This window comes from Pseudomonas sp. LBUM1666, assembly GCF_059695775.1.
Window position 1 is genome coordinate 4,067,555 of sequence record NZ_CP166789.1, and the last position, 12,587, is coordinate 4,080,141.

The window sequence follows — 12,587 nt, forward strand, 5'->3', positions numbered from 1 at the left end:
CAAATGGAATTGTATTTCAATGAAAAAGCTTAACCTCATAGCGCTCATTTTCAGTGCGGTAATCCCTTCTGCCTTCGCCCAGAGCTACACCGGCGAGCAGATTATGCTGCTCAACGAAGACTCCCGTAAAAGCCTCTCGGAGACCAGCGATGTCTTTATTACGATGACAGATGCGCAGGGCAATGTGCGCGAGCGAACATTAAAACTGCGAATTGACGATGGTGATAAAGCGGCGCGTAAATCCTATCTGGAGTTCGTGGAACCGAAAGATGTGAAAGGCACGCGCGTATTGGCACTGGAAAAATCCAACGCTGAAGAAGACCCGGATCGCTGGATCTATCTGCCGGCGCTGCGCAAAGTTCGGCGGATCGCCGGGGCGGATCAGACCCAAAGCTTTGTCGGCACGGACTTCACTTACGAGGACATGTCGATTACCGATGGCGTGGTCGGTGTCAAACACCACAGCTACAAAATCCTGCGTGAAGAAACGATCAAGGACAACAGTGGCGTCGAGCGTAAATGCTGGGTCGTTGAAGCGACGCCGACGACTAAAAAACAAATGGAGCAGGGTTTATACGGCAAAAGGATTATCTGGGTCGAACAGCAGTACTACACCGCAATCCAGGAGCAATATTTCAATAAAAGCGGGCAGCTATTCAAAATACGAACCAGCTCTGACATCCGTGAGTTTCCTGCGACGGCGGGCACCACCGAATGGCGCCCTAACCTGTTTTCGATGAAGAACCTGGAGACAGGGCACAGCACACAAGTTCGCTTCGAGCAGGTGCTGGACCAACCCATAGACGCCAAGATATTTACTCGCCGCTTTATGGAAATCGGGCTGTAACAGCCCTTACCCAAAACCGAAAAGTATCCGCCGGGTCGATCCGGCGGGTATCGTGCAGTGCTTTCACAATACGCTGCATGACTGTGAAAGGCTCCGTCGGCCTAACAAGTAAAACTGATGAACAATCTGTCGAAGCCCCGTAAGCGAAGAGCGGCGTGGGTACTCAAAGTGCCAAGAATAGTCGGCAACGTGCTACTAAATTCCGTGCCATAGAGCGCTAAAGCTGGCGTTGGATCACAAAAAAGCCACGAGAATTCCACCCAGAGCCAGTGGTTTTGTAGGGGTAAAAACGACCAAAAATCGGCATAGGGGACGGCCTTCATAGGCCGTTCCCCTGCCACACCACCCGGCATGCGGGTCCGCACCGGGCGGTTCGAGAGATTGAGGTCAGGAGAGACGCGGTAAACCCGTTCTGTCGAACCACGCTATATCGAGCACTCGGTTGAGCTCAAGAGCGCTATTGCGCCACCAGCAGCGAGAGCTCCCCGCCACTTTGCGAGCAGTAGCCTCACTTGCACCCAACCTGCGCAGCTCTCGATAGATCGTTGAACTACGCCGCCATTGCTTGAGCTGGATTGCTCGTAGTCGGTGTCGTATCCATTCATCTAACTCTCGCCAGATTCTGGGAGTTTGCGACAAGCCGAAATATCCCTTCCAGCCAAGCATGTAGGGCCTTAATCGGTCGACAACTTGTTGCAAGCTGCGGCCACCTGAGCGCCGGGTAAACCAGCGGATGCACTGTTTGAAGCGCTGACGCGCTTTGACCGCTACTGTCCTTTTGACGCCTTGTGGAGAAGCCCAGAACGCGTACCCCAGAAACTTGCGACCAAATACACTCGCCACCGCACTCTTGCTCTCGTTGACGCTCAAGTGCAGCTTTTCATACAGACGCTTGAGCAAGGCCATCACTCGCTGCCCGGCCTTCTTGCTGCGAACATACACATTCGCATCGTCGGCATAGCGCACGAAGCAATGACCTCGACGTTCAAGTTCCCGATCCACTTCGTCCAGCAGCACGTTCGCCAGCAACGGCGACAGCGGGCCGCCTTGCGGCGCCCCGCAGCGGCTTTTCTCGACTACGCCATTGATCTGCGTTCCCGCATCCAGATACGCCCGAATCAGCCGGATAACCGCCCGATCCGCAATCCGCTTGCGTAAACGATCAATCAAAATATCGTGATCGACCCGGTCGAAGAACTTCTCCAGATCAACATCCACCACCACTCTGCGCCCTGAAGACACATGGCGCTGAGCCGCCAAAACAGCATCCTGCGCGCAACGTCCCGGGCGAAAGCCGTAGCTGTGTTCACTGGGCAGCCCTTGCCCTGCGTTGTCGGATTCATCTTGCGGGCGATTGACCTCGTCGCTGATGGGGCTTCTCACGGTTTCACCGCTCGCGTCCTCACATCCGCCCCGCGTTTGGCAGACATCTGACTTCCGGTCGTTCGCATCAACATGGCCTATAACGCTTTCTCTCGTTCGGCCCTTCGTCAAAAAAAAAAAGACTACTACGGCCTCTGCTGACTTCTCGCTCCGGCTTGCACCGTCGCCCTTTCAGGCACAAGGCGAGATCTCCCCAGGTAAGAACGCAATCCTTCACCACACAACCGCCGGATTTACGCAACCTGATCCTTGACCACAAGAGCTTCGCGGTTTTATGCCCGCTCGCCCTGATCGGCTTCGCCTTCTATCCGGTTCTTGTACATCGGCTCATGGCTTCGATCCACGCTTCCTCCCCACACTCGGTCGCCCTTATGCAGTTGCGCTTCACTTCGTTCGCTGTGGTCAGCTTACGGCGGGACTTTCACCCACAAGATTGCGCCCATGCTGGGCGCACATAAAAAAGGGTCGCGAGATAAAATCTCGCAACCCTTTGAATTATATGGTCGGGACGGAGTGATTCGAACACTCGACCCCTAGCACCCCATGCTAGTGCGCTACCGGACTGCGCTACGCCCCGACTAGGCGTTAAACCCGTTCCTCTTCTCGAAGAACGCTCAAGAATATATCGCAAGCTTTTGAAAACTGGAAGTATTTAAAAGCAGGAAATTATTTCTTGAGCACAACCAGTACATCTTCCAATTCAGCGATCATCTGCCGAATCATTTGCTTGTATTGAGTGGTGTCATCTTTGGCTTCATCGCCGGACAAACGCAGGCGTGCGCCGCCGATGGTGAACCCCTGATCGTAAAGAAGCGCGCGGATCTGCCGGATCATCAGCACGTCTTGTCGCTGATAATACCGGCGGTTTCCGCGGCGTTTGACGGGGTTGAGTTGAGGAAACTCCTGCTCCCAGTAACGCAGCACGTGTGGTTTTACCGCACACAGCTCGCTGACTTCACCAATGGTGAAGTAGCGTTTGCCTGGGATGACGGGTAGCTCGTCGTTATGACTTGGTTCCAGCATAAGCCTCAACTCGGGCCTTCAACTTCTGCCCTGGACGAAAGGTGACCACACGGCGAGCCGTGATCGGGATTTCTTCACCCGTTTTCGGATTGCGGCCAGGCCGCTGGCGTTTGTCCCGAAGGTCGAAATTGCCGAAACCGGACAATTTGACTTGTTCGTTGTCTTCAAGAGCGTGCCTGATTTCTTCAAAAAACAGTTCGACCAATTCCTTGGCCTCCCGTTTATTCAGGCCCAGCTCCTCATACAGACGTTCCGCCATCTCAGCTTTCGTCAGAGCCCCCATACGTCACTTCCTTAACGTGGCGTTCAACCTTTGTTCGAGCGAGGTGAGGATGTTTTGCGTCGTGGTATTCACCTCATCGTCATTAAGAGTGCGCGATGGATGCTGCCAGGTCAAGCCGACTGCAAGGCTTTTTCTATCAGGATCAATGCCTTTACCCTGATACACGTCAAATAGCCTGAGGTCTGTCAGCCATTCGCCTGCATTTTCACGGATTACGTCCAGTACAGCACTGGCCGAGACGTCCTTGGCCGCAATCAGAGCCAGGTCACGACGCACTTCAGGAAAGCGCGATAACTCCTGGAATTTAGGCATTTTACCCAACGCTACTTCGGCCAAAACCAGCTCGAATACGAAGACTGGACGGTCGAGACCGAGAGTTTTCGACAATTCAGGGTGGATAGCACCGACGAAACCGACCAAGCGACCTTCACGTTCGATGCGCGCGGTTTGACCCGGGTGCAACGCAGGGTGTTTGCCCGGTACGAAAGTGAATGAATCCAGTGCACCGGCGAAGCCCAGCACCGCTTCCACGTCGGCTTTGACGTCGAAGAAGTCCACCACATCGCGACCTTGTGCCCAGCCTTCCGGCAGACGACTACCGCAAACAACACCCGCCAGCATCGGCTCTTGCTTCAGGCCTTCCAGCTGACCGACGAAACGCAGGCCGCTTTCGAACAGACGGACGCGATCCTGTTGACGGTTGAGGTTGTGCTGAAGCGCTTTGACCAGACCAGGCCACAAGGACGAACGCATGGCAGCCATGTCATTCGAAATCGGGTTGGCCAACAACAGCGGTTCGACACCTGGATTAAACAGCTCAAACTGTTTCGGATCGATGAAGCTGTAGGTAATCGCTTCCTGGTAACCACGAGCCACCAGCAAACGACGCAGCTCAGGCAGATCGCTACGCGCTTCGGCCTTGGCCTGCGGCGCCAGACGAGCTTGCGGGTAGCGAACCGGCAGACGGTTGTAACCATACAGACGAGCCAGTTCTTCGATTAGATCGACTTCCAGGCTGATGTCGAAGCGATGGCTTGGAACTTCAACGCGCCACTGCCCTGCCCCATCGGCAGAAATCTTCAGACCCAAGCCGCTGAGCAGTTGCTCGACTTCGGTCGAATCCATTTCCATACCCAGCATCTGAGTGATGCGTTGCGCACGCAGAGTAACTGGCGCAATCGACGGCAGGTGCTGCTCGCTGACGGTTTCGATGATCGGACCAGCTTCGCCGCCAGTGATTTCCAGCAGCAGGCCGGTGGCGCGCTCCATCGCTTCACGAGCCAACTGCCAGTCCACGCCACGCTCGTAGCGGTGCGAGGCGTCGGTGTGCAACCCGTAGGAACGGGCCTTGCCAGCGACAGCAATCTGATCGAAAAACGCGCTTTCCAGGAAAATATCACGAGTGGTCGTGGTGTTGACGCCGCTGTGCTCGCCCCCCATGACGCCAGCGATTGCCAAGGCGCGGGTGTGGTCGGCAATCACCAGCGTATCGCTACGCAGGCTGACTTCCTGACCGTCGAGCAGTACCAGCTTCTCGCCTTCTTCAGCCATGCGCACGCGGATGCCGCCATTGATTTCGGCGAGATCAAATGCATGCAGTGGTTGACCCAGCTCCAACATCACGTAGTTGGTGATGTCGACGGCAGCGTCGATGCTGCGCACGTCACCACGACGCAGGCGCTCGACCATCCACAGTGGCGTTGGCTTGGACAGGTCAACGTTACGGATCACACGACCCAGGTAACGCGGGCAAGCGGCTGGCGCCAGCACTTCGATCGAACGCACTTCGTCGTGCACGGCTGGCACGACAGCAACCACCGGACGGGTGACTTCAGCAGCGTACAACGCGCCGACTTCACGGGCCAGACCGGCCAGGGACAGGCAGTCGCCGCGGTTCGGGGTCAGGTCGACCTCGATGCTGGCATCGTCCAGGCTCAGGTACTCACGAATGTCCTGACCAACCGGCGCATCGGCCGGCAATTCCATCAAGCCATCGTTACCTTCGCCGACTTGCAGCTCGGCTTGCGAGCACAGCATGCCGTTGGACTCAACGCCACGCAGCTTGGCTTTCTTGATCTTGAAGTCGCCTGGCAGTTCGGCACCGATCATGGCGAACGGGATCTTCAGGCCCGGACGCACATTAGGCGCACCGCAAACGACCTGGAAGGTCTCCGAGCCATTGCTGACCTGGCAAACACGCAGCTTGTCGGCGTCCGGGTGCTGCTCGGTGCTCAGCACCTCGCCCACCACCACACCGGTGAATTCGCCGGCGGCCAGCGTAACGCTATCGACCTCAAGACCGGCCATCGACAGACGAGCAACCAGCTCGTCACGACTTACCTGCGGGCTTACCCAGCCACGCAGCCATTGTTCACTGAATTTCATCCTGCTCTCCTAAGAATTCGTTACGACTAGCGAAATTGCGCGAGGAACCGCAAGTCGTTGTCGAAGAACAGACGCAAGTCGTTCACGCCGTAACGCAGCATGGCCAGACGCTCAACGCCCATGCCGAAGGCAAAGCCCGAAAACTCTTCCGGGTCGATCCCGGACATGCGCAGCACATTCGGGTGAACCATGCCGCAGCCCATCACTTCCAGCCAGCCAGTCTGTTTGCAGACACGGCAGCCTTTACCGCTGCACATCACGCATTCCATGTCGACTTCGGCGGATGGCTCGGTGAACGGGAAGTACGAAGGGCGGAAACGCACGGCCAGTTCTTTTTCGAAGAACACGCGCAGGAACTCTTCGATGGTCCCTTTCAGGTCGGCGAAGTTGATATCGCGGTCGACCAGCAGGCCTTCGACCTGGTGGAACATCGGGGAGTGGGTGATATCGGAGTCGCTACGGTACACACGGCCTGGGCAGACGATGCGGATCGGCGGCTGTTTCGATTCCATGGTGCGGACCTGTACCGGCGAGGTATGGGTGCGCAGCAACATGTTGGCATTGAAATAGAAGGTGTCATGCATCGACCGGGCCGGGTGATGGCCTGGGATGTTGAGCGCTTCGAAGTTGTGGTAGTCGTCTTCGACCTCAGGGCCTTCGGCAATGCCGTAGCCGATGTGGGTGAAGAACTGTTCGATACGTTCCAGAGTGCGAGTAACCGGATGCAGACCACCCGAGGTCTGGCCACGGCCAGGCAGGGTCACGTCAATGGACTCGGCGGACAGTTTGGCGGCCAGGTCGGCCTCTTCAAACAGTGCCTTGCGCGCATTGAGAACCTCTGTGACACGCTCCTTGGCAACGTTGATCAGGGCGCCGACTTGCGGACGCTCTTCTGCCGGCAAATTCCCCAGGGTCTTCATCACCTGAGTCAATTCACCCTTTTTGCCAAGGTAGTGAACCCGGATTTGCTCCAGGGCATTGATATCTTCAGCGCTTTGCACAGCCTCTAGAGCTTGAGAGACGAGCGCATCCAGGTTTTCCATGTACAGACTCCAGATACAAAATAGGGGAAGAGCTTGAAGGCTCTTCCCCTATTTATGACGTTTAACACCTGACCCCACAGAGGTGAGGCCGGGTGACTGTCGGGGGTACTTAAGCCAAGGTGGCTTTAGCTTTCTCGACAATCGCAGCAAACGCCGCTTTTTCGTTCACTGCCAGATCAGCCAGAACCTTACGGTCGATCTCGATGGACGCTTTTTTCAGGCCGGCGATGAAACGGCTGTAGGACAGACCGTTGATACGTGCACCAGCGTTGATACGAGCGATCCACAGAGCGCGGAACTGACGTTTTTTCTGACGACGGTCACGGTAGGCGTATTGGCCTGCCTTGATTACCGCTTGCTTGGCAACACGGAATACGCGCGAGCGAGCGCCGTAGTAGCCTTTAGCAAGTTTCAGAATTTTTTTGTGACGCTTACGGGCAATGACGCCACGCTTTACACGAGCCATGAGTTACTTCCTCTATTCTTGACTAAATTAACGAAGGCGCAGCATGCGCTCGACTTTTGCCACGTCACACGGTGCCAGCAAGCTGCTACCGCGCAGTTGACGCTTACGCTTGGTCGACATTTTAGTCAGGATGTGGCTCTTGAAAGCGTGCTTGTGCTTGATACCGTTAGCAGTTTTCAGAAACCGCTTAGCAGCACCACTTTTAGTTTTCATTTTTGGCATGTTCGGATACTCCGCATTCAGTTGATAAACATAATCAGAAGGCCTGCCGTGCCCTATTGATTACTTCTTCTTTTTCGGGGCGATGACCATGATCAGCTGGCGTCCTTCCATCTTAGGATGCTGTTCGACCGAACCGTACTCGAGCAAGTCACCTTCAACTCGCTTGAGGAGTTCCATCCCCAGCTCCTGGTGGGCCATCTCACGGCCGCGGAATCGCAAGGATACCTTGGCCCTGTCCCCATCACTCAGGAAACGTACCAGGTTGCGCAGTTTTACCTGGTAATCCCCTTCCTCCGTCCCTGGACGAAACTTGATTTCTTTAACCTGAATCTGCTTCTGGTTTTTCTTGGCCGCGGCAATCTGCTTCTTCTTCTCGAAGATCGATTTGCCGTAGTCCATCAGTTTGCAAACAGGGGGTACTGCATCGGCGGAAATTTCCACCAAATCCAGTTTGGCCTCTTCAGCCTTAAGAAGCGCGTCTTCAATTGACACAATCCCAAGCTGTTCACCTTCAGCCCCAATTAACCGAACCTCGCGTGCCGAGATATTCTCGTTGATCGGGGCTTTCGGTGCAGCTCGTTTATCTTGTCTCATTTCACGCTTAATAGTAATTACTCCGAATCTGGGCGACCACGCCGGGAAACCGCTTGCGCGAGAAACTCAGCGAACTGGGCGACGGGCATCGAGCCCAGGTCAGCACCTTCACGAGTACGCACAGCGACAGTCTGCATCTCGACTTCCCGATCTCCGATAACCAAGAGATAAGGAACCTTGAGCAAAGTATGCTCGCGGATTTTAAAGCCGATCTTTTCATTTCTCAAGTCAGACTTGGCACGAAATCCGCTTTCATTGAGGGTTTTTTCAACCTCGGCGGCAAAATCGGCCTGTTTGTCAGTGATATTCATGATCACTGCCTGGGTCGGAGCCAGCCACGCAGGGAATGCACCCTCGTAGTGCTCGATCAGGATTCCGACGAAACGTTCGAAGGATCCGAGGATCGCCCGGTGCAACATCACCGGGTGCTTGCGACTGTTGTCTTCGGAGACGTATTCGGCTCCCAGACGGACAGGCAGGTTAAAATCGAGCTGAAGGGTACCACACTGCCAGACACGGCCGAGGCAATCTTTCAGCGAGAACTCGATCTTCGGACCGTAGAACGCACCCTCGCCCGGCTGCAGATCGTAAGGCAAGCCAGCGCTATCAAGGGCTGCAGCCAATGCAGCTTCAGCGCGGTCCCACAGCTCGTCGGAACCGACGCGTTTTTCCGGACGAGTGGACAGCTTCATCTCAACGTCTTTGAAGCCGAAGTCGGCATAAACGTCCATGGTCAGCTTGATGAACGCAGCGGATTCGGCCTGCATCTGCTCTTCAGTGCAGAAGATGTGGGCGTCATCCTGAGTGAACGCCCGCACGCGCATAATGCCGTGCAACGCACCCGATGGCTCGTTACGGTGACAAGCACCGAATTCGGCCAGACGCATCGGCAACTCGCGGTAGCTTTTCAGGCCCTGATTGAACACTTGCACGTGGCAAGGGCAGTTCATCGGCTTGATGGCGTAGTCGCGATTTTCCGACTGCGTGGTGAACATGTTGTCGGCGTAGTTGGCCCAGTGCCCGGACTTCTCCCACAGGCTGCGGTCAACGACCTGCGGAGTTTTGATCTCCAGGTAGCCGTTGTCGCGCTGAACCTTGCGCATGTACTGCTCGAGCACTTGATACAGAGTCCAGCCGTTCGGGTGCCAGAACACCATGCCCGGCGACTCTTCCTGGGTGTGGAACAGGCCCAGACGCTTGCCGATCTTGCGGTGATCGCGTTTCTCAGCTTCTTCGATGCGCTGGATGTAAGCCGCCAGCTGCTTTTTGTCTGCCCACGCCGTGCCGTAAACGCGCTGCAATTGCTCGTTCTTGGCATCGCCACGCCAGTAGGCGCCGGACAACTTGGTCAGCTTGAAGGATTTCAGGAAGCGCGTGTTCGGCACGTGCGGACCGCGGCACATGTCGACGTATTCTTCGTGATAGTACAGGCCCATGGCCTGCTCGTTCGGCATGTCTTCGACCAGGCGCAGTTTGTAGTCTTCGCCGCGGGCCTTGAACACTTCGATCACTTCGGCGCGCGGAGTGACTTTCTTGATCACGTCGTAATCTTTTTCGATCAGCTGCTGCATGCGCTGTTCGATGGCGGCCAAGTCGTCCGGAGTGAAGGGACGTTCAAAGGCGATATCGTAATAGAAGCCTTCGTCGATGACCGGACCGATGACCATCTTGGCCGTCGGGTACAGCTGCTTGACCGCATGGCCAACCAGGTGGGCGCAAGAGTGGCGAATGATCTCCAGCCCCTCTTCATCCTTTGGCGTAATGATTTGCAGCGTAGCGTCGCTGCTGATGATGTCGCTGGCGTCGACCAGCTTGCCATCGACCTTGCCGGCCACGGTGGCTTTGGCCAGACCTGCACCAATGGATGCGGCGACCTCGGCTACGGATACCGGGTGATCGAATGAACGTTGACTGCCGTCGGGAAGAGTAATAGTTGGCATGGCGCCTCCTCTCCTAGTGGTGACCCCTACCAAAGGTCACGTGGGTTGGGATGAGCCAGTACAAGATCCGATCCAGGCCATTCAATGACGAACGCCTGCCTTACAGCGGCAGGAGCCTTGCGGCCAACCGGAAAACCGAACCAGAGTGACTGGGATTCAAATCAGGGTTATTCGCACATTTGCCGCTACCGGGACTGAAGGTCATCCGGAGCCTGCAAACGCCCGAGCCAGGCATGCTAGCACAGATGAACGGTCGTCGATGCACCGAGGCTTGTCTTGGGGCAAATCGGGCAATTTTATGCCAGAGTGCTGAACTAGAACCCTGCTTTACCCCTCAGATAACAAGACATTGACCCACAAGGAGCATCCCAGCATGCATCTGAAACGTTTATTCGCAGTAGTCGCCCCCATCGTTTTGCTGCTGCCACTGGCCGCCCATGCCGATTGGCCGAAGGGCGAACGCGAGAAATATATGGCTCAGTGCACAGAAGCGGCCACTCCGCAGATCGGTGCTGCAGCAGCGAAGGCTCATTGCGCTTGCGGCGCCGATGCCATCAAATCGTACCCTGCAAAAGACATCCAGTCCCTGATGGACAACACCGCCAGTGATGCCCTGAAACAAAAAGCACTGACCCAAATCTCGTCGTGCAAAGCCGATAACAAAGCGAAAAAATAAGCCCGACAGAGCGCTTTTTGCGCCTGCAACGACAGTAAAAAGCCGCTGAAAACCGCTTTTTCGTACAATTTATGCAGGTTTTACAGGTTTTTTTATTGTCTTTACTTTTGGCTGAAAGCCTTTTAAAACGGGGCTTGCAGCCAAACAAAGCAGCAAACAGAACGCGACTGCAGGGCAAACAGCACGTCCGGGGGGCTCCCAAAGCGAACATTTCGACTATGATACCCCGGTGTGCCCAGTTGGCCTGAGCAGCACAGCACTACTGAAAATATATGTTTCTTGGAGATACACCATGTCTAATCGCCAAACCGGCACCGTTAAATGGTTCAACGATGAAAAAGGCTTCGGCTTCATCACTCCTCAAGGTGGCGGTGACGACCTGTTCGTACACTTCAAAGCTATCGAAAGCGACGGTTTCAAAAGCCTGAAAGAAGGCCAGACCGTTTCCTTCGTGGCTGAGAAAGGCCAAAAGGGTATGCAAGCTGCACAAGTCCGCGCTGAGTAATTTTCAGCCGCACTAAAAAAACCCCGTCCACGTGACGGGGTTTTTTATGGGCGAAACAAAAGCCCGAAGCGATCAGCCGCAGTTGACGCGGGTGACGACCCGATTGGCATCGGTATTCAGATTCAGGCGATCGGAGCGGTACTCCAGGGTCACCATGTCGGTGGGCAAGAGGAACCGTGCGTTCTGCGCACCTGCGCGAGTACGCGCCTGCTCCAGCAGTTCAGGCGAAGCCTTTTTGCCAATGGTGAATTCGGCAGCCTTTGCCTCACAACGGCTGTGACCCGTGTCAGTCGTCGTGACAGGATCTGTTGTCGACTCGGTGGGGGTAGTGCTGCAACCGGCCAGCATGGCAACGGCCAACAAAGTACCCAATGACGCGAGCTTCCAAGGCATGAAGCCTCCTTTTTTCAATAGTTAAGCTGAGATCGTGCGACCGCCAATCTGGCGTTTGGTTTCACAGGGAGTACTAGCCCCCTGCCCTCTATTCGGACACGCGGCGAGTTTGCCTGAGCATCGCCCTGCCGTTTACCACTCAATCGTGACTGAATATGAACAGCGTTCAATAGACATCAATGTAGTCGAACGGCGGATTCGGCCAGTTCTCTTTCAGCGCATTGAAAATCTGCATGACCCAGACCTCGTCACTGGCCGCGACCAATCCGACATAACCGGAACCCTTGGCCCACGTCTCCAGTCGAAACAACAGCCCGCTGATATCAGTACCGCCCACAACGCCTGACGAAATGTAGGCGATGCCGCCCTTGGTGACTCGCAATTGAGTGTGCTCATCGTCGCTGGCAGAGGCCAGCAGCTGACGCACGGCCTCAAGGGTCAAGCCGTCAGGAGTGTTCAAATCGATCTGCACAGCACAGTCCTTGAAAATTCGTCAAAGACCAAGTGTCGCATAGCCCTCCCCTCATGCCTAAGTCGGAGTGCCAAAAGCCGCGCAAAATGGTTAACTCGACACACAGACTTTCCCGACTTCACGAGCGCCATCATGACCACCGTAAGTATCGACGCCGACATCAAAGCCAAGTGGCCACAGGGCCACAGCTCTTACAGCCCGGGCAGCCCGGAAGAGTTGGCAATCATTGGTATCGATCTATTGGTCAAGGAACTGGGGACGCAAGCCGCCCAGATATTCATCGCACAGATATTCGAGAAGTACCCGACCGACTATATTGGCCTGATAGATAGCGAGTGAAAGTAAAACCCGCAGG

General features: G+C 55.5%; 15 protein-coding genes and 1 tRNA gene. 4 read left to right on the top strand and 12 right to left on the bottom strand.

Annotated elements, in window-relative coordinates; all coding sequences use genetic code 11:
- The first annotated feature begins 19 nt into the window (after positions 1 to 19).
- Complete coding sequence (locus ACA056_RS18620; RefSeq protein ID WP_427623631.1) at positions 20 to 847, top strand: outer membrane lipoprotein-sorting protein; 828 nt, start codon at positions 20 to 22, stop codon at positions 845 to 847.
- Between the two features lie 387 nt (positions 848 to 1,234).
- Here the strand turns inward: ACA056_RS18620 and ACA056_RS18625 are convergent, their stop codons facing one another.
- The 10 genes from ACA056_RS18625 to thrS form a co-directional block, all read right to left on the bottom strand.
- Positions 1,235 to 2,341, bottom strand: a complete 1,107-nt coding sequence (locus tag ACA056_RS18625) for a reverse transcriptase domain-containing protein (RefSeq protein ID WP_497266804.1) — start codon at positions 2,339 to 2,341, stop codon at positions 1,235 to 1,237.
- Positions 2,342 to 2,730: 389 nt separating this feature from the next.
- Positions 2,731 to 2,807, bottom strand: a tRNA-Pro gene (locus ACA056_RS18630).
- Between the two features lie 89 nt (positions 2,808 to 2,896).
- Complete coding sequence (locus tag ACA056_RS18635) at positions 2,897 to 3,253, bottom strand: MerR family transcriptional regulator (RefSeq protein ID WP_003179985.1); 357 nt, start codon at positions 3,251 to 3,253, stop codon at positions 2,897 to 2,899.
- A complete protein-coding gene (ihfA, locus tag ACA056_RS18640; RefSeq protein WP_002553164.1) occupies positions 3,234 to 3,536 on the bottom strand; it encodes an integration host factor subunit alpha in 303 nt (100 codons plus the stop codon). The genes ACA056_RS18635 and ihfA overlap by 20 nt, the downstream gene beginning before the upstream one ends.
- A gap of 3 nt (positions 3,537 to 3,539) precedes the next feature.
- Positions 3,540 to 5,921, bottom strand: a complete 2,382-nt coding sequence (gene pheT / locus ACA056_RS18645; RefSeq protein WP_497266806.1) for a phenylalanine--tRNA ligase subunit beta — start codon at positions 5,919 to 5,921, stop codon at positions 3,540 to 3,542.
- Between the two features lie 26 nt (positions 5,922 to 5,947).
- Positions 5,948 to 6,964 carry a phenylalanine--tRNA ligase subunit alpha gene (pheS, locus tag ACA056_RS18650; RefSeq protein ID WP_007905876.1) on the bottom strand — a complete coding sequence of 339 codons (1,017 nt, stop codon included), beginning with the start codon at positions 6,962 to 6,964 and terminating at the stop codon, positions 5,948 to 5,950.
- 109 nt (positions 6,965 to 7,073) lie between these two features.
- A complete protein-coding gene (gene rplT, locus ACA056_RS18655) occupies positions 7,074 to 7,430 on the bottom strand; it encodes a 50S ribosomal protein L20 (protein ID WP_007905879.1) in 357 nt (118 codons plus the stop codon).
- 27 nt (positions 7,431 to 7,457) lie between these two features.
- Positions 7,458 to 7,652 carry a 50S ribosomal protein L35 gene (gene rpmI / locus ACA056_RS18660; protein ID WP_008145659.1) on the bottom strand — a complete coding sequence of 65 codons (195 nt, stop codon included), beginning with the start codon at positions 7,650 to 7,652 and terminating at the stop codon, positions 7,458 to 7,460.
- Between the two features lie 60 nt (positions 7,653 to 7,712).
- Entirely contained in the window at positions 7,713 to 8,264 is a 552-nt protein-coding gene (gene infC / locus ACA056_RS18665) for a translation initiation factor IF-3 (protein WP_169857083.1), read from the bottom strand.
- A complete protein-coding gene (thrS, locus tag ACA056_RS18670; protein WP_095128562.1) occupies positions 8,264 to 10,186 on the bottom strand; it encodes a threonine--tRNA ligase in 1,923 nt (640 codons plus the stop codon). The genes infC and thrS overlap by 1 nt, the downstream gene beginning before the upstream one ends.
- 373 nt (positions 10,187 to 10,559) lie before the next feature.
- On the opposite strand from thrS, the gene ACA056_RS18675 reads away from it, so the two are divergent.
- Both ACA056_RS18675 and ACA056_RS18680 read left to right on the top strand, forming a co-directional pair.
- Positions 10,560 to 10,862, top strand: a complete 303-nt coding sequence (locus tag ACA056_RS18675; protein ID WP_347802706.1) for a hypothetical protein — start codon at positions 10,560 to 10,562, stop codon at positions 10,860 to 10,862.
- Positions 10,863 to 11,154: 292 nt separating this feature from the next.
- Positions 11,155 to 11,367 (top strand): cold-shock protein, encoded by a 213-nt coding sequence (locus tag ACA056_RS18680; protein ID WP_007905882.1) that lies wholly within the window; start codon positions 11,155 to 11,157, stop codon positions 11,365 to 11,367.
- Positions 11,368 to 11,439: 72 nt separating this feature from the next.
- Here the strand turns inward: ACA056_RS18680 and ACA056_RS18685 are convergent, their stop codons facing one another.
- On the bottom strand, positions 11,440 to 11,760 hold the full coding sequence (locus ACA056_RS18685; protein ID WP_497266811.1) for an I78 family peptidase inhibitor: 321 nt from the start codon (positions 11,758 to 11,760) through the stop codon (positions 11,440 to 11,442).
- 166 nt (positions 11,761 to 11,926) lie between these two features.
- Positions 11,927 to 12,232, bottom strand: a complete 306-nt coding sequence (locus ACA056_RS18690; RefSeq protein WP_008145652.1) for a hypothetical protein — start codon at positions 12,230 to 12,232, stop codon at positions 11,927 to 11,929.
- Between the two features lie 132 nt (positions 12,233 to 12,364).
- Between ACA056_RS18690 and ACA056_RS18695 the strand changes: the two genes are divergently transcribed.
- Positions 12,365 to 12,571, top strand: coding sequence for a hypothetical protein (locus tag ACA056_RS18695; RefSeq protein WP_008145651.1), 207 nt, complete (start codon positions 12,365 to 12,367; stop codon positions 12,569 to 12,571).
- Positions 12,572 to 12,587 lie beyond the last annotated feature (16 nt).